The organism is Arthrobacter oryzae (assembly GCF_030718995.1).
Taxonomy (GTDB): domain Bacteria; phylum Actinomycetota; class Actinomycetes; order Actinomycetales; family Micrococcaceae; genus Arthrobacter; species Arthrobacter oryzae_C.
In genome coordinates, this window is the sequence record NZ_CP132204.1 from 2,656,186 (window position 1) to 2,679,689 (window position 23,504).

General features: G+C 65.4%; 22 protein-coding genes. 11 read left to right on the forward strand and 11 right to left on the reverse strand.

Annotation, left to right across the window (positions count from 1 at the left end):
• Window positions 1–143 precede the first annotated feature (143 nt).
• A complete protein-coding gene (locus Q8Z05_RS12250; RefSeq protein WP_305939910.1) occupies window positions 144–623 on the forward strand; it encodes a MarR family winged helix-turn-helix transcriptional regulator in 480 nt (159 codons plus the stop codon).
• A gap of 9 nt (window positions 624–632) precedes the next feature.
• Window positions 633–2,558, forward strand: coding sequence for an MFS transporter (locus Q8Z05_RS12255; protein ID WP_371745858.1), 1,926 nt, complete (start codon window positions 633–635; stop codon window positions 2,556–2,558).
• An 87-nt stretch (window positions 2,559–2,645) separates the two neighbouring features.
• Here Q8Z05_RS12255 and Q8Z05_RS12260 read toward each other — a convergent pair whose 3' ends face one another.
• Entirely contained in the window at window positions 2,646–3,515 is an 870-nt protein-coding gene (locus Q8Z05_RS12260) for a class F sortase (RefSeq protein WP_305939911.1), read from the reverse strand.
• Between the two features lie 78 nt (window positions 3,516–3,593).
• Window positions 3,594–4,385: a hypothetical protein gene (locus tag Q8Z05_RS12265; RefSeq protein ID WP_305939912.1), complete on the reverse strand. Its 792-nt coding sequence runs from the start codon at window positions 4,383–4,385 to the stop codon at window positions 3,594–3,596.
• 418 nt (window positions 4,386–4,803) lie between these two features.
• On the opposite strand from Q8Z05_RS12265, the gene Q8Z05_RS12270 reads away from it, so the two are divergent.
• The 4 genes from Q8Z05_RS12270 (at window position 4,804) to Q8Z05_RS12285 (ending at window position 9,407) form a co-directional block, all read left to right on the forward strand.
• Window positions 4,804–6,537 carry an ABC transporter ATP-binding protein gene (locus Q8Z05_RS12270; RefSeq protein WP_305939913.1) on the forward strand — a complete coding sequence of 578 codons (1,734 nt, stop codon included), beginning with the start codon at window positions 4,804–4,806 and terminating at the stop codon, window positions 6,535–6,537.
• On the forward strand, window positions 6,534–8,576 hold the full coding sequence (locus tag Q8Z05_RS12275; RefSeq protein WP_305939914.1) for an ABC transporter ATP-binding protein: 2,043 nt from the start codon (window positions 6,534–6,536) through the stop codon (window positions 8,574–8,576). The genes Q8Z05_RS12270 and Q8Z05_RS12275 overlap by 4 nt, the downstream gene beginning before the upstream one ends.
• Window positions 8,577–8,620: 44 nt before the next feature.
• Window positions 8,621–9,037 carry an acyl-CoA thioesterase gene (locus Q8Z05_RS12280; protein WP_305943552.1) on the forward strand — a complete coding sequence of 139 codons (417 nt, stop codon included), beginning with the start codon at window positions 8,621–8,623 and terminating at the stop codon, window positions 9,035–9,037.
• 100 nt (window positions 9,038–9,137) lie between these two features.
• The gene (locus Q8Z05_RS12285) at window positions 9,138–9,407 is read left to right on the forward strand and encodes a PLDc N-terminal domain-containing protein (protein ID WP_305939915.1); all 270 of its coding nucleotides are present in this window, start codon (window positions 9,138–9,140) and stop codon (window positions 9,405–9,407) included.
• Here Q8Z05_RS12285 and Q8Z05_RS12290 read toward each other — a convergent pair.
• Window positions 9,404–11,845, reverse strand: a complete 2,442-nt coding sequence (locus Q8Z05_RS12290; RefSeq protein WP_305939916.1) for an HAD-IC family P-type ATPase — start codon at window positions 11,843–11,845, stop codon at window positions 9,404–9,406. The genes Q8Z05_RS12285 and Q8Z05_RS12290 overlap by 4 nt on opposite strands.
• 8 nt (window positions 11,846–11,853) lie before the next feature.
• Window positions 11,854–12,126: a PspC domain-containing protein gene (locus Q8Z05_RS12295; RefSeq protein WP_305939917.1), complete on the reverse strand. Its 273-nt coding sequence runs from the start codon at window positions 12,124–12,126 to the stop codon at window positions 11,854–11,856.
• Window positions 12,127–12,294: 168 nt separating this feature from the next.
• Between Q8Z05_RS12295 and Q8Z05_RS12300 the strand changes: the two genes are divergently transcribed.
• Both Q8Z05_RS12300 and Q8Z05_RS12305 read left to right on the forward strand, forming a co-directional pair.
• The gene (locus Q8Z05_RS12300) at window positions 12,295–14,526 is read left to right on the forward strand and encodes an McrB family protein (protein ID WP_305939918.1); all 2,232 of its coding nucleotides are present in this window, start codon (window positions 12,295–12,297) and stop codon (window positions 14,524–14,526) included.
• A gap of 37 nt (window positions 14,527–14,563) precedes the next feature.
• Window positions 14,564–15,823 carry an McrC family protein gene (locus Q8Z05_RS12305; protein WP_305943553.1) on the forward strand — a complete coding sequence of 420 codons (1,260 nt, stop codon included), beginning with the start codon at window positions 14,564–14,566 and terminating at the stop codon, window positions 15,821–15,823.
• Here the strand turns inward: Q8Z05_RS12305 and Q8Z05_RS12310 are convergent.
• Window positions 15,810–16,103, reverse strand: coding sequence for a hypothetical protein (locus tag Q8Z05_RS12310; protein ID WP_305939919.1), 294 nt, complete (start codon window positions 16,101–16,103; stop codon window positions 15,810–15,812). The two genes, Q8Z05_RS12305 and Q8Z05_RS12310, sit on opposite strands and share 14 nt — an antisense overlap.
• A 121-nt stretch (window positions 16,104–16,224) precedes the next feature.
• On the opposite strand from Q8Z05_RS12310, the gene Q8Z05_RS12315 reads away from it, so the two are divergent.
• A complete protein-coding gene (locus tag Q8Z05_RS12315) occupies window positions 16,225–16,896 on the forward strand; it encodes a TetR/AcrR family transcriptional regulator (protein ID WP_305939920.1) in 672 nt (223 codons plus the stop codon).
• 21 nt (window positions 16,897–16,917) lie between these two features.
• Here the strand turns inward: Q8Z05_RS12315 and Q8Z05_RS12320 are convergent, their stop codons facing one another.
• Window positions 16,918–18,585 carry a sensor histidine kinase gene (locus tag Q8Z05_RS12320; RefSeq protein WP_305939921.1) on the reverse strand — a complete coding sequence of 556 codons (1,668 nt, stop codon included), beginning with the start codon at window positions 18,583–18,585 and terminating at the stop codon, window positions 16,918–16,920.
• A gap of 102 nt (window positions 18,586–18,687) precedes the next feature.
• On the opposite strand from Q8Z05_RS12320, the gene Q8Z05_RS12325 reads away from it, so the two are divergent.
• A complete protein-coding gene (locus tag Q8Z05_RS12325; protein WP_305939922.1) occupies window positions 18,688–19,443 on the forward strand; it encodes a response regulator transcription factor in 756 nt (251 codons plus the stop codon).
• A gap of 69 nt (window positions 19,444–19,512) precedes the next feature.
• Here the strand turns inward: Q8Z05_RS12325 and Q8Z05_RS12330 are convergent, their stop codons facing one another.
• Complete coding sequence (locus Q8Z05_RS12330; RefSeq protein ID WP_305939923.1) at window positions 19,513–19,914, reverse strand: Hpt domain-containing protein; 402 nt, start codon at window positions 19,912–19,914, stop codon at window positions 19,513–19,515.
• A 184-nt stretch (window positions 19,915–20,098) separates the two neighbouring features.
• Here Q8Z05_RS12330 and Q8Z05_RS12335 point away from each other — a divergent pair, with 184 nt between their 5' ends.
• On the forward strand, window positions 20,099–21,214 hold the full coding sequence (locus Q8Z05_RS12335) for a glycoside hydrolase family 26 protein (protein ID WP_305943554.1): 1,116 nt from the start codon (window positions 20,099–20,101) through the stop codon (window positions 21,212–21,214).
• 14 nt (window positions 21,215–21,228) lie between these two features.
• On the opposite strand, the gene Q8Z05_RS12340 is transcribed toward Q8Z05_RS12335, so the two are convergent.
• The 4 genes from Q8Z05_RS12340 to bioB are packed head-to-tail and all read right to left on the reverse strand — an operon-like array spanning window position 21,229 to window position 23,420.
• Window positions 21,229–21,648, reverse strand: coding sequence for a very short patch repair endonuclease (locus Q8Z05_RS12340; protein WP_055797805.1), 420 nt, complete (start codon window positions 21,646–21,648; stop codon window positions 21,229–21,231).
• A 26-nt stretch (window positions 21,649–21,674) separates the two neighbouring features.
• Window positions 21,675–22,109 (reverse strand): pyridoxamine 5'-phosphate oxidase family protein, encoded by a 435-nt coding sequence (locus tag Q8Z05_RS12345; RefSeq protein ID WP_305939924.1) that lies wholly within the window; start codon window positions 22,107–22,109, stop codon window positions 21,675–21,677.
• Between the two features lie 40 nt (window positions 22,110–22,149).
• Complete coding sequence (gene bsaP, locus Q8Z05_RS21540; RefSeq protein WP_442781321.1) at window positions 22,150–22,389, reverse strand: biotin synthase auxiliary protein BsaP; 240 nt, start codon at window positions 22,387–22,389, stop codon at window positions 22,150–22,152.
• Complete coding sequence (gene bioB / locus Q8Z05_RS12350; RefSeq protein ID WP_305939925.1) at window positions 22,386–23,420, reverse strand: biotin synthase BioB; 1,035 nt, start codon at window positions 23,418–23,420, stop codon at window positions 22,386–22,388. Before bioB ends, bsaP begins: the two co-directional genes overlap by 4 nt.
• Window positions 23,421–23,504 lie beyond the last annotated feature (84 nt).

Below are 23,504 nucleotides of genomic sequence, written 5' to 3' on the forward strand. Positions count from 1 at the left end.
GGGCCTCAACTGTCCGTTCGCGCTTGGCGTTTAAGGCAGCCCGGCAGCCCGGCACCCCGGTCCGCACCCTCCCCGCTGGTTAGTTTCCTGAAGCAACCATTTTCGGATATAGTTGCCTAAGGCAAATAAAGGGGATATTCATCATGGCAGTCGCACCGGAAACCGCCGCCGACCTCGTCTACCGGATCTTCGACCTCCAGCGGGCAGTCCGGTGTGTGGCAGTCGCCGGCCTGCGCGGGCAGGACACCGGGGTGGCGCTCCAGGGCGTCCTGCGGTTCGTGGGGGAGGGGGAGTCCCGGGCCACGCATCTCGCCGCCCGGCTCGGCGTCAGCGCTCCCGTCCTGAGCCGGCACATTGCCGATCTGGAAGAGCAGGGCCTCGTGGTCCGCCGTCCTGATCCCGAGGACGGACGGGCCCAGTTGGTGGCGCTCTCCGAGGCCGGAGCGGGCAAGTTGCGCGAAATAGAACAGCAGCGCACGGCGACCCTCCAGGGGTACCTGCAGGACTGGAGCCAGTACGACGCCGAAGAGACCGCGATAATCCTCAAGAAACTTGCTGAATCCCTGAGGGACTCAGCCCGGGCAAAGACGGCCGGACCCACCGAAATCATTCCAACCGTTTAGGAGCTGCCCATGGCAAGCCACGCCACAGCCACCGGTCCGTCCCGGGCCCTGTCCACGACACCACAGCAGTCGTCGCCATCCTCCCGGCAGTCCTCCACCCAGGCGCCCCGGTCTGCGATGAGCCACCGCCAGATCATGGAGGCCCTCACCGGCCTGCTGGCTGCATTCTTCACAGCGATCATCAGCAGCACCATCGTGGCCAACGCGCTGCCCACCATCATGTCCGAGCTCAAGGGCACGCAGACCGACTTCGCCTGGGTCATCACGGCGGCACTGCTGGCCAACGCCGCCACCACGCCGATCTGGGGCAAGCTCGCTGACCTCTTCGATAAGAAGCTCCTGGTCCAGCTGAGCATCGTGATCTTCGTAGCCGGTTCCGTCATGGCCGGCCTGTCCGAAACAATCCCGCTGCTGCTGACCGCCCGCGTCATCCAGGGCGTCGCCATGGGCGGCCTCACGGCGTTGGCGCAGGCCATCATCGGCTCCATCATCCCGCCCCGGGACCGCGGCAAATACTCCGGTTACATGGGCGGCGTGATGGCCGTGGGTACCGCCGGCGGCCCGCTGCTGGGCGGATTCATCGTGGACAGCCCGCTGGGCTGGCGCTGGACCTTCTTTGTCTGTGTCCCGCTGGCCGTCATTGCGCTCATCCTGCTGCAGATCACGCTGAAGCTTCCGCACGTCAAGCGCCCCGCCAAGATCGACTGGCTCGGTTCCATCCTGCTCACGTCCGGCGTCAGCCTGCTGCTGATCTGGGTGTCCTTCGCCGGAAACCCGGAGTACTACGACTGGTGGTCCTGGCAGACCGCCGCCATGGTGGGCGGTGGCGTGCTTCTCCTGGCCCTGCTCGTTGTGGTGGAGTCCAAGGTGGAACAGCCCATCATTCCGCTCAAGATCATCAGCGAGCGCACCACCGCACTGGCCATCCTGGCCTCCGTCGCGGTTGGCGTCGGCATGTTCGGATCCTCCGCCTTCCTGGGCCAGTACTTCCAGGTGGCCCGCGGGGCCACCCCCACCGAAGCGGGCCTGCTGACCCTGCCCATGATCGCAGGCAACCTGATCGGCTCGGTCCTGTCGGGCCAGCTCATCAGCCGGACCGGCAAATGGAAGCGCTACCTGGTTGCCGGCTCCATCCTTCTGATCGGCGGCCTGGGACTGGCCGGAACCATCGACCACATCACCGAACTCTGGCTGACCGGCCTCTACACCGCGGTCCTCGGGCTGGGTCTCGGCCTGTTGATGCAGAACCTCGTGCTGGCGGTCCAGAACACCGTCCGGGCCACGGACATCGGCACCGCAAGCGCCTCCGTGGCCTTCTTCCGCTCGGTGGGCGGCGCAATCGGTGTGTCCGTGCTCGGCGCCGTCCTGGCCAACAGGGTCAAGGAACTGGCAGCTGACGGCCTCGCTGCTGCCGGCATTCCGGCCGGCGGATCCGCGGGTGCCAGCATGGACCTCCAGGACATGCCTGCACCCATCCGGGACATCATGCGGGCGGCCTACGGCGACGCGACGGCCGAGATTTTCCTGATTTCCGCGGTCGTTGGCATGGTCGCGCTCGTCGCGATCCTGTTCATCAAGGAACAACCGCTGCGCCGGACCGTGGACATCGTGCCGGCTGCCGCACCGGCGGCCGCCGGGAGCCCTTCCGCCGCCGGCGACGAAGCGGACAATGGCTCGGACAACCATGCCGGAATCGACGCCGTAAAGGACGCCGGGAAGGACGGCGGCGGGCTTTCCGCGGCGGGCCGGCCCGGCATCGTCGACCTCGACCGGGAGTTCATCGAGGTCCTCAGCAGGCAGCGCGAGATCGCCGCCGAACAGTCACGCATCAGCGGGGAGCTCGCCACCCTCCGACGGCAGCTGGCCAAGGAGCGGAAGCTGCAGCGCGCTGCGGCTGACTACATCGCAACGCACGGACGGCACCGGAGCGAGTAATCCGCGCCCACCGAACGGCAAGGACGACGACGGCGGCCGGGTGCCGCCGTCGTCGTCTGCTCCGCTATGGTCAAAGCTCCGTGACGGTCAGGGCTCGGGGACAGGTGACGCAACCACCACCACGTTTTTTCCCCAAGGGTCTTCCGTATAGCAGCTGATCAGGACGAGGCGGTTGGGAAAGCCGGTCCAGATCGGGCTGTCCTTCAGGCTTGACTTGAGGTAGGTATCCACTGAATCCACCCGGTATCGCATGGTTCCCGTAGCCGTTGTGGCCTCGAAGACGTCGCCCGGGGCGCTGGCCGCGCTCAGCCGGTTGAACGGGGCGTCGCGGTCCTCCCAGCTGTGGCCGAGGATGTAGGTGGTGTTGGTGGACCCGGCGCCGGGCATGCCGAGGCTGGACACCCAGTAGCCGTCCACGGTGATGGGCGGCACGATCGCCTGGGACTCGAGTTCCTCCGGCGTCGGTGTGAGCGGATGAATGGTGACATCCAGGCCGGCCGCGGGATAGACGATGCGGGTGGGTGCCGCGGCGGGCGGATAGTTGGGAAGGCTCGGCGGCTGCTGGGCCGGCGGCGCAGCAGCGGCGCCTTTGACGGCTTCCGCGGCCGAACCCTTGCCGCTCCAGGGGAACGTGTCAGGCGGGGAATAGGCGGTGGCCGGGTTGTCGGCCCGAGAATACGGCGCAGTTGCCAGGTGGAGTCCGGCTTCGCCGGAGGTGTTCCCGGCAGTGACGATGCCGGGCAGGAACGTGAGAAGGAAAAAGGCTACGACGCCGGCGAGCAGCAACAGCCGGTCACCGCGGTTCAAGGAGAGCCGGTTCAGTGGCACTCGCAGAAGGGACAGGCGCCGCAGGGAACGGCGCACGAATGACGGCCGCTCCAGGGAAAGGTGCTTGGGGGACGGGTCGCCCGGGGCTGCGTCCTCGGGTGCTGCGGGCTTGTAGCCGGGCAAGGACATCGGAACTCCTCCGTGGAGTGTGTGTGGACGGGCATCGCGCCGTGGCGGCGGATGCCCGTCCTCACCGCAGGATCGGTATTACTTGGACCCGGGCACCTGCAGGCGTCCCCGCTGCCTCAGGGCAATCAGCCCCGTTGCCCCGAGGAGCGCTGCCAGGCCACCGAACCAGGCCGGCATGCCGTCGGGCTGGCTGCCGGCCGCCGTCTGGGCGTTGAACCCCCGGTTGACCACCGGTACTACTGCTGCTGCCGCTCCGGCGGGTGCCGCTGCGGCTCCCACGGGTGCTGCTGCCGCTCCGACGGGTGCCGGCGGGGTGACTGCAGGCGGTGTGACGACCGGCGGCACGACAACTGGCGGGACGACCACTGGCGGGACGACAACCGGCGGCTTTTCCTCTTCTTCCTCTTCTTCAGCGACGCACCCACCGGCCGGGACCGGATAGATGTCGGCGCGGCCGTTGTGGCCGTCCTTGTGGCCGTGCCACCAGGCCTTCTCCGGAATGGTGATGACGACGTAGGGATTCTTCTCAGATCCCGTGGCGTGGCAGATCGTGACCTTGTCCGGGCCATGGTCATCATCCTTGCCCCCGCCCCCGCCCCCGCCCCCGCCGTGGCCGCCGCCGGGACAGCCGGCCGCCGGCGCCGGAATCATGTCACCCTCATGCGAGGCATGGCCGTTTCCGTTGAGCGCGTTTTCGTTGACCGTGATGTGGACGTAGGGGTTTGTTTCCGAGCCGGTGGCGTGGCAGATGCTGACTTTTTTGTCGCCGTTCGCACCGTTGTTGTTGTCCTTGTCGCCGGCATTCGCCGGGGCTGTGACGCCTACTAACGCAATGCCGGCGATCCCGGCAGTTGCGAGGATTCTCTTCATGGGATTCTCCTGGATCATTGTGGACTGACCAGACTGCAGGAGCGGGGCCCACGGAGGAGCCGACCGATGGTCGCGGATGCCCAGATCACCTGCGATTCTCCTGCAGAGTTGTCAATGACTGACCACTTCACGCTAATCCCCAGGCACGGGGGCGGTCGCGAGTAACCGATACTTGACTCGCCACTCGTTTTTCACAGGTTGCTCCGCAGGGGGTCGCGGGCTAACACCCGTTCCACCTGTAACAGGGTGCACGTGGGAAGCTATAGCCACCCTGAGTCGCTACGCCCTTCGGATGATATTCACCGGACGTTGTTTCGCTGAGGCAACAGATTTCGTAGAGTGGGAACGCTAAGAGTGTCGGCCCTCGCTGGTATTACTTTCTTGCACTCACATCGCACCTCCCAAAGGACCCCCGGGCATGCTTGTCACGTTGATACGGCGCTACTCGAAGCCGTATTTGCCGTATATCGCGGCTGTCATTCTTTTCCAGCTGGCTTCCACCATTGCGGCGCTCTACCTACCAAGCCTGAACGCCCAGATCATCGATGAGGGAGTGTCCCGAGGGGATACGGACTACATCTGGAGGACTGGCGGCCTCATGCTCGGGGTTGCGCTGATCCAGGTGGCCACCGCCATTGCCGGCGTGTACTTCGGTTCAAAGGCCGCCATGGCCTTCGGCCGCGACCTTCGACGCGGGGTCTTCCGCAAAGTCACGAGCTTTTCGGCCAAAGATGTCAACGTCTTCGGCGCCCCAACCTTGATCACGCGCGGCACCAACGATGTCCAGCAGGTGCAGATGCTGTTGCTGATGGGCCTGAACTTCATGGTGGCAACACCCATCATGTGCATCGGCGGCATCTTCATGGCCCTCCGCGAGGACCTGAGCCTGTCCTGGCTGGTGTGGGTGTCCGTTCCGGTGCTTGTGGCCGTCGTCGGATACCTCGTGGTCCGCCTGATGCCGCTCTTCCGCTCGATGCAGACGAAAATCGACCGTATCAACGGCATTCTCCGCGAGCAGATCATCGGCATCCGCGTGGTCCGCGCCTTTGTCAGGGAACCGCACGAATCCAAGCGTTTTGGCGAGGCCAACCGCGAACTCACGGACGTCTCCCTGAAGATCGGCGCCCTGTTCGTCCTGATGTTCCCGGCCATCGGCATGATCCTGCATGTCTCCACTGCAGCCGTCCTGTGGTTCGGCGGCCAGCGCGTGGAGGCGGGAGAGATGCAGGTCGGCTCCCTGACCGCCTTCCTGCAATACCTCCTGCAGATCCTCATGGCGGTGATGATGGGAACGTTTATGGCCATGATGATTCCGCGCGCCTCGGTCTGCGCGGACCGCATCGGTGAAGTGCTCGACGTCGAGCCCTCCATCCATGAACCGGCGGCGCCGGTGGCGCCCGCCCACCGCACCGGTCGCGTGGAGTACCGCAACGTGTCGTTCGCCTATCCCGGGGCGGCAGAGCCTGTCCTGAGCGACATCAGCTTCACTGCCGAGCCCGGCCAGACCGTGGCCATCGTCGGTTCAACCGGTGCCGGCAAGACCAGCCTGCTGTCGCTGCTACCGCGGCTTTACGACGTCGCGTCCGGCGAGGTACTGCTCGACGGCGTCCCTGTCACCAACCTTGACCGGTCCGAAATCACCGGCCGTGTGGCCATGGTGCCGCAGCGGCCCTACCTCTTCTCCGGGACCATCGAGCACAACCTGCGCTTTGGCAAGACGGAGGCCACGGACCAGGAACTGTGGGACGCCCTCACGGTGGCCCAGGCCGCTGACTTCGTCCGGGAGAAGAAGAACGGACTCGGTTCCCGGATCGCCCAGGGCGGCACCAACGTCTCGGGCGGCCAGCGCCAGCGCCTGTGCATCGCCCGGGCCCTGGTCACCAAACCCAAGGTGTACCTGTTCGATGACTCCTTCTCGGCGCTGGACGTCGCCACCGACGCCCGGCTCCGCCGCGCACTCAAGGCAAAAACGGCGGACGCCACGGTGATCATTGTGGGCCAGCGGGTGTCCACCATCGCCGACGCCGACCAGATCCTGGTACTGGACAACGGCCGGATCGTGGACCGGGGAACGCACCAGGAACTGCTGCACAGTTCCACCACCTACCAGGAAATCGTCGAGTCCCAGCTGACCGCGGAGGAAGTGGCATGAGCACCGACCAGAAACCCGCCGCCAGCCAGGAAACCGTCCCCCTGGACGATGAAGACTTCTACGAAGAGGAGTACAAGCCCACCGAGGCCGACGGCGACATGTTCGGCGGCACGCCGGCCAAGAAGGCGGAGCATTTCTGGCCGTCCGCCAAGCGCATGATGGGCCTGCTGAAACCCGAATCCGCCGGCATCGCCCTGGTGCTCGCCATGGTGACGGTCGCCGTCGTCCTCAACGTCGTGGCTCCCAAAATCCTGGGGCAGGCCATGGATGTCATCTTCGGGGGCGTGGTGGGAAAGCAACTGCCCGCGGGGGTGAGCAAGGACCAGTTCGTGGACGGGCTGCGCGCCCAGGGCGAAAACAACTTCGCTGACATGGTCGCCAAAATGGAACTTGTCCCGGGTTCGGGAATCGACTTCCAGAAACTGTCGTTCCTGATCAGCGTGGTGCTGGTGATGTACTTCGTGGCGAACATCTTCACCTGGCTGCAGGGCTACGTCCTGAACGTGCTGGTGATGCGCGTGGTCCGCAAACTGCGTGACGACACGGAGAAAAAGCTCAACCGCCTCCCGCTGAACTACTTCGACACCCGCCAGCGCGGCGACACCCTCTCCCGCGTCACCAACGACGTCGACAACATCCAGCAGGCGCTGCAGCAGGCCTTCGCGCAACTGCTCAGTTCGGCGCTGACGGTCATCGGCATCGTGATCATGATGTTCATCGTGTCGTGGCAGCTGGCCCTCATCGCACTGGTCGCGCTGCCGCTGTCCGGCGTGGCCGCCGGCATCATCGGCTCGCGCAGCCAGAAGCTGTTCGCAGCGCAATGGAAGAACACCGGCCAGCTCAACGGCCAGATCGAGGAATCGTTCTCCGGCCACGACCTGGTGCGTGTCTTCGGCCGCGACGCTGACATCCTGGAACGCTTCGACGAACGGAACGAAGCCCTGTACAAGGCCAGCTTCGGGGCCCAGTTCGTGTCCGGCATGATCATGCCCGTCATGCAGTTCCTCTCCTACCTGAGCTACGTGGGCATCGCGGTGGTGGGCGGCCTGCGGGTGGCCTCCGGCGGCATGAGCCTGGGCGACGCCACCGCTTTCATCCAGTATTCCCGCGAGTTCACGCAGCCGCTGGGACAAATGGCGGGCATGGCCAACATGCTGCAGTCCGGCGTTGCCTCGGCTGAGCGGGTCTTCGAATTCCTGGATGCCGAGGAGCAGGATGCCGAGACTGCCACCGAGCACCTGCCTGCTAAGACAGACGGGCATGTCGAGTTCAAGCACGTCACCTTCAGCTACTCGGAGGACAAGCCCCTGATCGAGGACCTGTCCTTCACCGCCGAGCCGGGCCACACCGTGGCAATCGTCGGCCCCACCGGAGCAGGCAAGACCACCCTGGTCAACCTGGTCATGCGGTTCTATGAGCTGAATTCGGGAAGCATCACCCTGGACGGCGTGGATATCACCCACCTGAGCCGCTCCGAACTGCGTGCCAAAGTGGGCATGGTCCTGCAGGATGCGTGGCTGTTCGGCGGCAGCATCTACGACAACATCAAGTACGGTAACCTCAGCGCCACCGAGGACCAGGTCATGGAAGCGGCACGGGCAACATTCGTGGACCGGTTCGTCCGGGCGCTGCCTGACGGTTACGACACGGTCATCGATGAAGAAGGCAACAACGTCAGCGCGGGCGAGAAGCAGCTCATCACCATCGCACGGGCCTTTGTGGCCAACCCGTCCCTGCTCATCCTGGACGAGGCAACAAGCTCCGTGGACACCCGCACGGAAGTCCTGGTCCAGAAAGCCATGGCTGCCCTCCGGACGGACCGCACCAGCTTTGTGATTGCGCACAGGTTGTCCACCATCCGCGACGCCGACACCATCCTGGTGATGGAAGCCGGACGGATCGTCGAACAAGGCAGCCACCACGCCCTCCTGGAACTCAATGGCGCCTACCACCGCCTTTACATGTCCCAGTTCGCGGGCGAGGACGCTGACGCGGCCGTGGAGAATTCAGCGGATAACGCGACGGCGGTGCACAGTTGAGCGCCGCCCCGTCGGCCGACCGGCGCATCGAGGTCCTCGTACCGATGCGCTGGGGAGACATGGATGCTTATGGCCATGTCAACAACGTTCAGGTGGTGCGGATTTTGGAGGAAGCCCGCATTGCGGCCTTTGGGCCTCCCCGCGGCCCTGGACTGCCTGGCGTCGAACCGCAGGTGTCCCTTTTCAACGACGTCGAAGAGGGCACCATGGCCTTGGTGGTGGAGCACAAAATCCGCTATGTCAGGACGCTCGAATACCGGAATGTGCCGGCAGTGGTCCAGGTGTGGATCGGCGCCGTCAAAGGCGCCAGCTTCGACATCCACTACCTGCTGCAGGACCCGGTGACCCGGGAAGACTGCGTCAAGGCCACCACCCACCTGGCCTTCGTGGATGAGGGCACCGGCAGGGTGCTCCGCCTGACTCCGGAGCAGAAGGAGCGGATGGCCCCCTTTACGGCCTGAGCCCAAAGCCCCTACCCCGGGACAGGGCTGCGTCCCTATGATCGACACTAGATGACCGCCAGCACGAAGCACCAACCATCGGAAGCAAGGAGCACCGGCCATGGCCACGAAGAAGGACACCAGGAAAAAGAAGAAGGCCTGGAAGGACCTGCCGCCACTGGCACGCATCGGGACCGTCATTGTGGGGGCGGTGCAGCTTTCACTCCTGATTGCGGCCCAGCGTGACATTTCCAAGCGGCCGGCCGAACAGATCCGCGGCAGCAAGGCCGTGTGGCGCATGGTCACGCTGATCAACTTCGTCGGTCCGGGAAGCTATTTCGCGTTCGGGCGGAAGAACCTGCCCCGGCGCTCGGCGGCAACTGCCCGCTAGCCCTGCAGGCTGTACCGGCGCCGGTGCCACCGGCCCAGGACTTCTATGGCAGCGCTCCCGGCGGCTCCCACGCCGAGGGAAATGGCCAGCAGATCCGGCGGCAGGGCTGGCAGCTCGAAAAAGTCGGTGGCAGCCTGCAAGGTCAGCAGCCCCGCCAGTCCAGTGAACATGGCGGCAATGACCAGCAGCCGCCAGCCGTTGAGCGGCCGGGACCGCACTGCCAGCACCCACAAGGCAATGACCGAAAGGGCCAGCACTGAACCGGTCCGGATGACGTCCGGGGCCGCCCCGGTCAGGGCGGCAACGACATTCACCGCCAGCACTGCTGCGGCAACAACCAGCCCCGCCGGAACGGAAAATGCCAGTGCACGCCTTAGGAACCCGGGCACGTAGCGTCCGGCGTTGGGCATTAAGGCCAGGAAGAATGCCGGGATTCCAATGGTGAGGGCATCGGTGATGGACATCTGGCGCGGCAGGAACGGGAAGCCCCACAGCAGCGCGCCGAACACTACGGACAGCAATACGGCGTAGGCCGTTTTTGTCAGGAAGATCATTGCTACCGTCTCGGTGTTCGCGATGACCCGCCTGCCCTCGGCCACGATCTCCGGCAGCCGGGAGAAACTGCCGTCCAGCAGCACCAGGCGCGACACTGCCTTTGTGGCGGCAGCGGCAGTGTTCATGGCGATCCCGATGTCCGCGGCCTTCAACGCCAGGGCGTCGTTCACGCCGTCTCCGGTCATGGCCACAACATGGCCCTGATCCTGCAATGCTTTGACCATGGCCTGCTTCTGGGCGGGCGTGACGCGGCCAAAGACGTGGTGTTCCGCCAAGACGCCGGCCAGGGCATCGGCGTCCGCGGGGAGCGTTCGTGCATCGTAACCGTCCGCCGCCAGGCCCACGTCCCGGGCAACGGACTCCACGGTCCGGGGATCGTCGCCGGAGAAAACCTTCACCTGGACACCCTGCCGCCGGAAGTAGGCCAAGGTCTCTGCGGCGTGGGGTCGAACGGTTTCGCGAAAAGTCAGCAGCGCCGCGGCCCTCACAGACCGCGGAGGGCTGTCCTGCCCCGCTTCCTGTGGCGTGAGTGCGGCGGCGCGGTGGGCGAGGACCAGGGTCCGCAGTCCGCTCGCCGCCAGCCCGGCTGCCTGTTCCAGCGCCACACCGTTACCCGGGACCCCAGGGTCCAGCACCAGCTCCGGAGCCCCTAGGACCCAGGTCCCCGGTGCCGGGGTGCCGCGGCCAAGGCTCAGGGCGCTCCATTTGCGGGCTGATGAGAAGGGCACCGACACCAACGGCCGAAGCCTGCCGTCATCGCCAAACACCACGGCGAGGCTGCCGGCGGTGGCGTTGCCTCCGGTGGCGGCCAGCCTGCCCAGGGCCAGTTCCAGGCCGTCAGGCAACGCCGCTCCCACTGGATGCAGGGCATCGAATCTCATGCCTCCCTCGGTAAGGGTTCCGGTCTTATCGATGCACAACATGTCCACCCTGGCCAGGACCTCCACGGCAGGCAGTTCCTGGATCAGGACCATGTTCCGGCTCAACCGGACGGCCCCCACGGCGAACGCCAGGCTGGTCATCAGAACGAGGCCCAGCGGAATCATGGCGGTGACGCTGGCCACCGCGCCCACCAGCGCCTCCCGCCACGTGCCGCTGGCAAAGGCCGGATCCCAGCCGCCGGCGGCTTGGATCTGACCATTGGCCACCACCGCCATGATGGGCAGCAGCGCCCAGGCGATCCATCGGAGCACACGGTTCAGGCTGCCGCGGATCTCAGAGTTGACCAGCGAAAAGCGCCGGGCTTCGGCGGTCAGGCGGCCCGCGAAGGAATCGTCGCCCACCCTCACGGCGCGTGCCATGCCGGAGCCTGCCACCACGCTTGACCCGGAGAGGATTTCAGCGTCGGCGGCCTTGTCAACCGGCTTGGATTCGCCGGTCAGGAGGGACTCATCCAGCTCCAGGCCCTCTGCGCTGAGCACCACGGAGTCGGCCACTACCTGATCGCCCGCCCGGAGCAGCAGCACGTCGTCCCGCACCACGGCAGCGAACGGGATGTCCGTGACTGCCCCGTCGCGGACTACCCGGGCACGCGGCGCCGTGAGGACGGCCAACCGGTCCAGGGCTCGTTTGGCCCTGAACTCCTGGACGATTCCGATGATGGCGTTCGCGGTTGCCGAGAAGCCGAAGAGCGCATCCTTCCACTCGTTGAGCAGCAGCATGATCAGGAAACACGCGGCAATGATTCCGTTGAAAAGTGTCAGGACATTGGCCCTGAAGATATGCCAGAGCGTCCGCGACGGTCGCGTGGAGGACTCGTTGGTGTATCCCGCTTCCGTCCGTGACTGCACCTCGCGGGAACTGAGTCCGGTCAGCGGGCCGTAACTGCGGAGCGGGGCGCCAGCATGTTCAGCGCCCGTCTGCGCCGGATCTGCCTGCGTCACGTCGCGGCTCAGGTGACGGAGTCGTTACTCAGCCAGGATTCGAGGTAGATGCGGCCTGTAATGCTGTCCGGCAGGAGGATCCAGGCCCAGATGTAGAAGGTGAGGGCCGGTCCCGGCACCAGGGCCAGGACCAGGAAGACGATCCTCGCTGCGTTGGGGTCCACGCCAAGTTTGGCTGCTATTCCGCCGCACACGCCGCCGAGCCACCTGTCCGGTCCGCGGCTGAGCCCGGTGCCCCTTATGGCCGTAAACATCTTCTGGGTGACGTCTTGGAAAGTCATGGCACGCTCCTTTTGGTGCCGCCAGCCTATGGCCGGCGCTCCCGGGTTCATAGGGCCGAAAGCCACGGTGGGGCCAAGTAAACATACATAATGCCTAAAGCGCTACCAGGCAGTAACCTGCGGTGTCCGTGGTGCTGCCGCTCAGGTTAACCCTGTAAATTTGAACGCATGACCCCCACCGCGAAGCCTGCCATGACCCGCGCCCCCGGAATCTCCAAGGAGATCGAGGACGCGGCGTGGTTTGTCCTCGGGGCAGGCCTGCAGGGAAAGCCGTCAGCGCTGGACGGACGGACCCAGACGTGGACCACCGCAGCTGCCGCCGAACTGCTGGAACGGCTGGAGCGGGGCGTCGCTGATTCGAAGGCGCCCATGATGACCAACCTGCGGCAAAACCTTTCGGATGCCTCCCGCGCAGCCAAGCAGCTGGCCGTTGAGCTGTTGTTCCTCCAGTCGCTGCCGCTGGCGCACGAGGTCAAGTCGCTGAAGGTCAAGCGTGCCCGGGTGGCTGAGGCGGCCTCCTGGCTGGAGCCGCCGCTGGAACTGCCGGATGAGCTCTACGAGGGCATGACGGACCACGGTGTCATCCGCGACCGGACTGCCGAATTCAACTGGACTATCTGGGACCACCTGAAGTGGCTGTGCCGCTTCGTTCAGCACGTGGACCAGCAGTCCACGAATGCCATGACCAAGGCGTTGAAGGATCCGCTCGCCTTCCACCTGCTCGCGGCCGGGACGCCGGATGACCAGCCGGCGATCCGGCGCAGCCTCGAGTACCTTGCGTGGCCCAGCTACTTCGAGCCGGTGGTGGCCGACGTGGAGCGGCAGGAAATCCGGGATGCCTTCGCGTCGCTGGTGGGCGGCGCCAAGGGCGACAGCGAAGCAGAAATCACCGCTGACATCCACCGCATCCGTCTCTACCTGGACCAGCAGGCGGGCCAGCGCATCGACTGGTACGCCCGCCAGCTGGTGAGCCAGTGGCGCAAGGTGGGGGATCCGGGCCGCCGCGCCTGGCTCCTGCGCACGCACCATGACGTGAAGGACCTCCTCGCGGCGTGGCACGGCGAGGAAAAGGTGACGCTCGACGTCGAACATCTGCGGCTTCTGGACCCCGGGGTCACCGCGGGCGTCGTGCAGCACGCCGTGGACGAGGACTACAAGCACCTGGGCTATGTGGAGCGTGAGGACAACAAGACAGCCATTTTTGCGTTCCTGACGGTGATGAAGCCGGGCGACCTGGTCCTGTACCAGCACGCCGGCGCCGTCCGCCTGGGCGGCGTCCTGGGCGAACCGGAACACAACGAGGACAACCGCCGGATGCGCCGCAAGGTCCGCTGGTTCGACGAAGCCCACAACATGGCCGATCTTCCCCGCCACGTCCAGCGCCAGCTGGCCACGCCGGGGGTCATCGTGGACGTCACCCGGGTGGTGCAGGCGCTGCAGGCGCTGCTGCCCGCCGAAGCGGAGGCGGAGGACGACGACGCCGCCGCGCCGGCCGCCGTCGTCGAACCGGTTCCGGAGGGGTTCCGTCCGCTGACGGAGGAGTTCGCCGCGTCCCTGCACATGGACCTCGAACCGCTGCAGGAAATCGCCGAACTCCTGGAGGAGAACCGGCAGCTGGTGCTCTACGGTCCGCCCGGGACGGGCAAGACCTACCTCGCCAAGCACCTGGCGGCCGAGCTTGCGGGAGACAGCACCGATGAACGCGTCAAGCTGGTGCAGTTCCACCCGTCGTACGCCTACGAGGACTTCTTCGAAGGCTTCCGGCCGGACAAGACCGACGAGGGGCAGGTGTCCTTCAAGCTCGTGGCCGGACCGCTGCGCCGCCTCGCGGAAGAGGCTGCCAAGCCCGGGAACGAAAACAAGCCCTACTTCCTGATCATCGATGAGATGAACCGCGCCAACCTGGCCAAGGTATTCGGAGAGCTGTACTTCCTGCTGGAATACCGTGACGACCGCATTTACCTGCAGTACAGCCCGAACGAGCCGTTCACGCTCCCGGACAACCTGTACATCATCGGCACCATGAACACCGCGGACCGCTCCATCGCCATGATGGACGCCGCCATCCGCAGGCGGTTCTCGTTCATCGAGCTGCACCCCAAGACGGAACCGGTGAAGGGCTCCCTGCTGCGCTTCCTGCAGGCCCGGAACCTGGACACCACCCCGGCCCTCCTCCTCGACGCCCTCAATGATGCGATTGACGAGTGGGACCGCGACCTCATGATCGGGCCGTCCTACTTCATGAAGAAGGCAGCCCAGACTCCCTCCGGCCTGCGCCGGATCTGGAAATACGAGCTCATGCCGCTCCTGGAGGAGCACTACCACGGCCAGCTGAACCGGGCACAGCTGCAGGAGCGCTTCGGGCTCGAGCAGCTGCTGGGGCGCCTTGCATCACGCTAACGGGGTGCTCCCCGACAAGGGAACAACGCCTGTGGCCGTGCCGCCGCGGCCGGCGCGGCAGCCTTCCAGCGCCGGCAAGGCCGTGCGCCACATCATCCTGGACGAGCTGTCCGGGGGAGTCGTGGACAAGCTCGACGCTGCAAGTGCGGCGTTTGTGAACGCCAGCGGCCTGGCCAAGGCGTCGCCCATGGGCATGGGCCTGTTCAGGATCGAACCGGTGGGCATGGTGGGGTCGGTGCGTACGCCCACGGTGCAGCTGGAAGTGCGGCCCAAGGACCGGCTCGGCCTTAACCGGCTGCTGTTCCTCCTCAGTTATGCGGGGAACCAGGGTTTCCGGGACGACCCCGTGGCCGCCGTCGAAGACTCGGACCTGTGGAGTGCGCTGGCGGAATCCCTGGCACAGTTGGCGGACCGGGCGCTGAGCCGCGGCGTTCTGCAGGGATACCTCACCGTCGACGAATCGCTGCGTACGGTGAAGGGCAGGATCCGGATTTCGGACCAGATTTCGCGCCGGCCTGGAATGCTGGTGCCGCTGGAAGTTTCCTACGACGAATTCACCGAAGACATCGCGGAGAACCGCATCCTCCGGGCCGCCCTGGAACGCATGGCCCAGGTTCCGCGCGTGCGGCCCGACGTCCAGAGCCGCCTGCGGCAGCTGAAGGGAAAGCTCGACGCCGTCACGCGCCTCCAGTCCGGGGCTCCGCTGCCGTCGTGGCAGGCCACCCGGATGAACACCCGGTACCACGCAGTGCTCCGCCTCGCCGAGGTGATCCTGCGCAACGCCTCAGCCGAGGCGGGCGACGGAAAGCAACAGACGGCGTCGTTCGTGGTGGACATGGGGCAGGTGTTCGAGGACTTCGTGGGAACCGCCCTCCGCGAAGCCATGGCTGCCCATCCCGGCGAGATGCGGCTGCAGTACAACGCACTGCTGAACGAGGCCGTGCGCGACTCCGACCGGCTGACGGTGAATCCGGACGCAGTGCACCTGCTCGGCGGGCGCCCGGTGGTGGTCTATGACACGAAATACCGGGCGGCCACGGACCAGGGCGCGTCCCTGTCCGCAGACCATTTCCAGATGCTGGCCTATTGCACTGCCCTACGCGTCCCCACCGCCTGGCTTGTGTACGCAGGCGCGGGGGAAATGAAGCTCCGCCGCATCCTGAACACGGACATCGACGTGGTGGAGTACCCGCTTGATCTGTCCCTGCCGCCGGCGGACATCCTGGCAGCTGTTGCCGACCTTGCACAGCAGTCCTGGGGCGAAGTGGTGCGGCAGGCAGGACTTAATCAACGATGACGGGCTCGGAGCGGCCCGGCATTGACATGAGGTGCATGAGCAAAGCCCTCTCAGGGTTGCCTTGGTTCTTGTCAAGGCAACGGCGCAGCTGATTGCGGATTTCGGACCCTTCCGGATCGGTGTCCATCAGGATTGCATTGATGATTTCCCACGACTGGTGACGAATCGGCTCAAGATTCACGCGCCCGCGTGCGGGCCCCCCAACGGCATGGATCCCGGACCGCGCCTGCCGTGAAACGCCCTGATGGGATTCAACGGTTGACAACAATTTCTTCGGCATCTCTTACCTTCCTGTGGCACAAGCGCTCTGGCTCAAACGCTGGGAATTCGACCGACCGGAATGTAGAGAATTTTATCTCAGACAGACAAGTCTGTCTCCCCTCTGCGCTAGACTATTTGTAATGAATCCCACGCCAGACAACGCAGCGGTTGCCGCTGCAGTGGAAGAGCACGCAGTGTTAGAGGCTGCACCGGTTAAGGCCGCCCCGGAGGGCGAGGCGGCCATCAGTGGCGCCGACGCGAGGCAGCGGGTCGTTGATACGGCCTACGAGCTCTTCTCCCGCCGCGGGATCCGGGACGTGGGCGTCAACGAGCTGATCAGCCGCGCCGGCGTGGCCAAGGCAACGTTCTACCGGCACTTTTCATCCAAGGACGAACTGGTGCTTGCCTTCCTCGAACAGCGCGACCGCCATTGGACCGTAGACATGATCGTCGCTGATGCGCGCCGCCGCGGCGGAACACCCGTGGAGCAGCTGCTGGCCATCTTCGACGTGTTTGGTGACTGGTTCCGGCGCGACGATTTTGAGGCGTGCTCCTTCATCAATATTCTGCTGGAAATGGGCGCTAGCCATCCGCTGGGGCGGGCAAGCATCGACTACCTCGCCCGGATCCGCGGCCACATCCAGCAGCTTGCCGAGGAAGCGGGGCTCCGGGACACCGAGGATTTCTCCCGGTCGTGGCACATCCTCATGAAGGGGTCCATCATCTCCGCGACGGAGGGCGATGCGGACGCCGCCAAGCGTGCGCAGGCGATGGCGCGGACATTGATTGAGCAGTACCGGCCCAAAACCTGACGGCGGGCCACTTGCCGGTCCCTAGGCCGGAACCCTGACGGTGAACGTGGTGCCTTCGCCCGGCGCGCTGCGAAGGTGGATGCTCCCGCCGTGCGCTTCAACGATGGCTTTGGTGATGGACAGGCCAAGCCCCACGCCCGGGATGGACGTGTTCCGCACATTGCCGGTCCGGAAGAATTTCGTAAACACTTCCGCCTGGTCCTTGTCGCTCATGCCCATGCCTGTATCGCGTACCTCGCACACCACGTCCTGCCCCTCAGAGTCCAGCGACACCACCACGTCGCCGCCGTCCGGCGAGTACTTGATGGCGTTGGACACGAGGTTGTCCAGTACCTGCGACATGCGCCCGGAATCCACGTGCGCCTCCAGCCGTTCGGGAACGTCCGCCCGGAGCCGCACCTTCGAGGCGGCGGCGCGGGGGAGCGCGGCACTGACGCTGGCGCGCACGAGTTCGGCCACATTCACCGCCTGCGGACTGACGATGAGCTGCCCGCTCCGGCTCGCCAGCAGATCCGACACCAGCCCCAGCAGCCGCTCGGAATTACGGCGGATGATCAGGAGCGGTTCACGATGGGATTCGGGCACTCCGTCACTGTCGTCCAGCAGCAGTTCCGCATAGCCGAGGATTGAGGTCAGCGGCGTCCTGAACTCGTGGGACACGTTGGCCACGAAGTCGTCCTTGGCAGCCAGGGCGTTGACCAGGTCGGTGACGTCGCTGAACACGATCACCGAGCCGGCGAAGGCGCCGTCCTGGTCCCGCATCGCGCGGGCGCTGGTGGTGATGGCGCGCTGTCCGCTTCCGCTGCCAAGCCACACCAGGTTGTCCGTGAAGCTTTCGCCCAGCACGGCACGGCGGACCGGCCGTTCTTCGACCGGTACCTTGGTGGTCCGGTCAGGCTGGAACACCAGGAGCTGTGATTCATTTGGATCGTCGTGCCCCGGAGGCGTGGCGAGCCGGTGGTTCTCCCGCTGCTTCCGGTTCATCAGGACGTCGTGTCCGTCGGCATCCACTGCCAGGACGCCCAGGTGCACTGTTTCCAGCACGGAATTCAGCAGGCCTTCCTGCCTTTTGCTCTCTTTCAACGTGAGCCGCAGTTGGGCGTCCTTTTCTTCCAGGTCCCGTTGCTGGCGGACCATGCTGAGCGTCAGCACGCTCACCGATACGCCGATCCCCAGCATCATCACCGGCAACAGCAGGATACGCGCCAGATCCTGGCCGCTGATGTCGCCGCGGAGGAACAGGGGCACCCAGATGATGCCCAGGGGTGCGAGGAAGGAAACCAGCAGGGAAGCCCGGGGATACAGCCCCGACGCGCAGAGCCAAATGACCGGGAAGACGGCCAGCAGGCTGATCCCGGTCAGACCCTCCTGCCCGCCCTCCCTTCCCAGGGCGATGGAGACGAAGTCAAGGACGGGAATCACCAGGAAGCTCCCGAACGGCAGCCGCTCCCACGGCGTGAGGTAGCACATGCCCAGGATCACGACCTGCGAGGCAAGGAACGCGACGAACAGGGGATTACCCAGCGTCACGGGGAAGAACAGCAGCATCAGCACGGCGGTGAGCCCTGCTGTGATGGAGAGCGGTATCTGGCTGAGGGCGACGCGCCCCCGCAGCGAGTACTCATGGAATGGCCGGCGGAAGAAGAGGATCCGGTCGGATGAAAGGTCCCACGTGACGTTGCGGCTCATGGCTGGGTATTTAAAGACGTGCGGTTTACTGGGCGCATGCCTCCCACGATATCCGCCGAGCGCTATACTTCTGACGGTATCAAGCGGGCTGAGGGGGCTGCGATGAGTGAATCACGTGTGGGTCTGGTAATCGAGGATGATCACGACATCCGTGAACTGGTGCGGGTGGTGCTGGTCCAAGCCGGGTTCGATGTCCAAGTGGCCAGCAGCGGGGCGGCAGGAGTGATCGCCGCCAAGGACCTCAATCCCGCCGTCATCACGCTGGACCTGGGCCTCCCGGACATCGACGGCTTCGAAGTGGCCCGTCAGATCAGGGAATTCTCCGACGCTTACATCGTGATGCTGACCGCCCGCGCCGAAGAACTGGACACTCTTATCGGTCTCGAATCCGGTGCGGACGACTACCTGACCAAGCCATTCCGTCCCCGGGAACTGCGCGCGCGGGTTGCCGCCATGATGCGGCGTCCGCGTTCGACGTCGGACTCCGCCGCCGGGGGCAAGGCCCCCGCCGTCGCCGCGGGGACGGGCCGGACGCTGACGCACAACGGACTCGAGTTCAGCTACGACGCCCGCACCGTGAGCGTGGACGGGCGTGAATTGCACCTGACGCGAACCGAGTTCGACCTGCTGCACGCCCTCCTGGAAGCGGGCCGGATGGTGCGGACCAAATCGGAACTGGTGAGGCGGCTGCGGGACGAACCCTACGACGTCGGAGGCTACATTTCGGAAGCCGATGAGCGGTCCGTCGAGGTGCATATGGGAAACCTCCGCAAGAAACTGGGCGACAGCCCGCAGAACCCGCGCTGGCTGCAGACGGTCCGCGGTGTCGGCTACCGGTTGGCCCCTGCTGAACGCTGATCCGGGGAACGCTGAACCCGGGGTGCGGCCCGGCCGCTGGCTGTTGAAGGTCTAGGTGGCCGGGTACATCTAGGCCGCGGCGGCTGCCGAGAGGCCGGCCACGGTCTGGTCGGTGCACGCGTCCATGCTTTCCAGGAGCGCCAGCTGAAGCCTGGGCGGCTGCTCAGCCACCGTTTCCGGGTGGGACTCCAAATGCCTCAGGATGGTTTCGAGCTCATCCGCGAGCCGGCCCAGGTACGCCGCACCCACCATCATGCTGGAGGTCTTGACGCTCAGGACGGCGTCCATGGCGGCATCCAGGTCCATGGCCTCAACTGCGTGGCGGAGCCGGTCGAGCCGTCTCGGCAGCTGCTGAATGTAACTGTTGACGAACACGGCGCAGTACTCGGCGTCGGGCTCGAGTTCACAGCGAAGGGTCTGCAGCACGGAGGGGTCGACGTACGGGTGGCCGGCGCCATCCTGTCCATCCATTGGACACCCCTTCCCTTGGCCCTGCACAACCGGGATAACGGGTGCGGCCACATCCTTGCCTCTTTACAGTAGGGCTCGCCCGCGTATGGAATGCGCTTTCCGAAAAAAGTTTGCGCCAATCTTGATCAGAGTGGACCTGTTGAGCTTTAGGATCGGGACAAGTGTCTGCCGGCACCGAACTGACCTGTGGCTGTCCGGGCCACCAGCCGATTGCGGGGACCGCTGTGTTCAGGGATTCAAGGTTTCCACCACGGGCACCGTCATAGTCGGGTCCGCCACTTTTTCCTTCAAAACAGCGGCCTCCGGTGCCTTCAGCACGTCCATCACCCTGCCGGTTGCGGCCCCTGGACCGCTGACCATCACAGCGAAGACGTCCTCCATCAAAGCCTCATCCGTTTTCACCCTCACTTCCTCCGCTCCCGCCATCCCTCCCGTCAGCACGGCTGCGCTCCGCTTCGGGGTGGCAACGGCGGGCGGCCCGCTGGCCAGTGCCGAACTGGATGAAGTGTCACAGCTTGCGGGGGAAAGCCCGTCGAGCGTCCTGTTCTACAAGGACTTCCTGCAGGCTCCGCCCATCACCGAGATGAACGCCGTGCGGGCGCGCGGAGCCGTCCCGCTGGTCACGTGGGAGCCGTGGGCATGGGGCGGCGGGCTCTCGCAGCCTGCCTACGCTCTTGACCGGATCGCGGCGGGCGACTTTGACGCCTACATTACGCAGTGGGGTCAGGCGCTCGCGTCCTGGGGCCAGCCCGTCCAGTTGAGGTTCGCGCACGAAATGAATGGCAACTGGTACCCGTGGGCGGAGGGCGTGAACGGCAACCAGTCCGGTGACTACGTGCAGGCCTGGCGGCATGTGCATGATGTGGTGGCGGCCACCGGCGCCAGCAACGTGTCCTGGATATGGAGCCCGAATGTTCCGTACTTTGGCTCGACCGACATTGCGGGGCTGTTCCCGGGCGCCAGCTACGTGGACGTCGTGGCCCTCGACGGGTACAACTGGGGCGCCTCCGCGTCGTGGAGCAGCTGGTTTTCGCCCCAGGACCTCTTCGCACCCGGGATAGCCCAGCTACGGACACGCGCGCCCGGCGTCCCCATCCTGATCGCCGAGACCGCATCCGCTGAGGCCGGCGGCTCCAAGGCGCAGTGGAACACCGATCTGGTGAGCTACCTGGCAGCCCAGCCGGACGTGGTGGGCTTCGTCTGGTTCCACCTGCAGAAGGAAACGGACTGGCGCATCAACAGCAGCGACTCATCGGCGGCAGCGTTCAAAGCCGCGCTGGGGTCCCGCCGGGTGCCGTAGCTGCCGGGTCGCGGTCAGGCCAGGAACTGCTCCAGCTGCTCTTCCAGGGCAGAAGCGTCCTTCAGCTCGCATTCCCAGACGGTGAGCACCTTCCAGCCGGACGCCTCGAGGAGCCGGCGCTGTTCGGCGTCGCGGTTCCTGGTGCGCGTCCGCTTCGCTTCCCAGAACTCCGCGTTGGCCTTGGGCGCGTGCTGCCCCGCCTTGCAGTCGTGGAAATGCCAGAAGCAGCCGTTGACGAAGATGACCTTGTGCCGTCCGGCGAACACCAAATCGGGGTTCCCCGGGAGCTTGCCGCCGCGCGCGCTGCCGTGCAAACGGTAGCGGTATCCTTTCGCGTGCAGGAGGCTGCGCACCAGCAGCTCCGGCTTCGTGTTCTTGCCCCGGATCCGGGACATGTTCCAGCTGCGACGTTCGGGAGTCAGCTGGTCAGCCATAAATCAAGTCTAGGCGGCCGCAGTCCCTAGATTTCCCGCTCCGGATGTTCCCCGAACTGGAAGTGCCGTCCGCTGACAGAGACCGGCTCGATCTCGACGTAGAAGTCCTTCAGCGTGGGCACCCAGGGCTTCAATCCGAGTGATTCCGCGGCCGCGATATCCGCGGACTGGTCAAGGACCCGCGCCGTTCCGCGAAGTACCACTGACCAGGCCTCGTCGGACATGATGCCGTCCGTCTCAAAGAGGACTTTGGCATTGATCGTTAGCTCCGCAAGCTTGTTTCCCGGAGCGGTCCGGAGGTAGAGCTTCCGGTCGCTCACGGCGTAGTTGACCGGAAAGATATCCGGTTCACCGGCTACGGTCACTACCAGCCGACCATGCTTGGTGCCCTCGATGAGCTTCCACGACTGGTCATCGTCAAGATTGAGAATGGGATTGCCGTCTGCGTGTGTGAACATCATGTGCTCATTGTTCAGCCAGTGGCAGGCGTTGGCCAGTGTCTTAAGGACGCATTCTCATTTCGGTGGAGCCGTGCCGGGAGCATTCAGCCGTCCAGCCTGTCGGGGTGACCTGGACTTTCATGCGGCGCCGGCAGGCGGCGCAGTAGCGCGGCGGTTCCAGCGTGAGGCGTTCGCGGCAGCGGCGGTGAACGTCCGACGTCGGGCCGGCGCCGCCGTCGGACGGCTCGCCGCAGTGCCCGCAAAACCCGGCGGTGGTTGAGTCTTGTGAAACCCCGGTCATAGTGTTTTCTGGAGTTCCTTGATGGGCATGTTCAGTTCGACCAGCAGGTTCAGGTCCGCGGTGGCGGGGCGGCCCAGGGTGGTGAGATAGTTGCCGACGATGACGGCGTTGATGCCTCCGAGGAGTCCTTCGCGGGTGCCGAGGTCGCCGAGGGTCAGTTCCCGGCCGCCGGCGTAGCGGAGCACGGTCCGGGGCATGGCGAGGCGGAATGCGGCGATGGCGCGGAGGGCGTCCTTGCCGTCCATGATGCCCTGGTTTTCGAGCGGGGTGCCGGGGCGGGGGTTGAGGAAGTTCAGCGGGACCTCGTGGGGTTCCAGGGCGGCGAGCTGGGCGGCAAGTTCGGCGCGCTGTTCCAGGGTCTCGCCCATCCCGATCAGGGCACCGCAGCAGAGCTCCATGCCAGCGGCCTTCACCATGTTGCAGGTCTCCAGCCGTTCTTCGTAGCTGTGGGTGGTGACGACTTCGGGGAAGTAGCTGCGGGCGGTTTCGAGGTTGTGGTTGTAGCGGTGCACACCCCACTCCGCGAGCTGGTCCACTTGGCGCTGGGTGAGCATGCCCAGGGAGCAGGCGATGTTGATGTCCACGGCTTCGTTGATGCGGTCGATCGCGAACTTGATCTGGTTCATCAGCTTGATGTCGGGGCCGCGGACGGCGGCGACGATGCAGAATTCGGTGGCCCCGGTGGCGGCGGTTTCCTTCGCGGCCTTGACCAGTTCCGGGATGTCGAGCCAGACGCCTCTTACCGGGCTGTCAAAGAGGCCGGACTGGCTGCAGAAGTGGCAGTCCTCGGGGCAGCCGCCGGTCTTGATGGAGATGATGCCTTCGACCTCGACGTCCTCGCCGCAGTGCTTCAGGCGGACTTCGTGGGCCAGTTGCAGGGCGGCGGGAAGGGCTGCGTCCGGGAGGCGGAGGACTTCCTCGAGCTGCGACTGGGTCAGGCCGACGCCGTCTTCGAGGACCTGCCTGCGGGCTGTTTCGAGGATTGGGTAGGTTGTGTTGTCGCTTGTGGCGAGGCTTGCCTGAATCGTCATCGATGGGATCCTTTTGCGGGTTCGGCTGGTCTTCTCTGACGCTAGTTCGGCTTTTTGTTGTCGTTTTTGTGGGGAATCAACAAA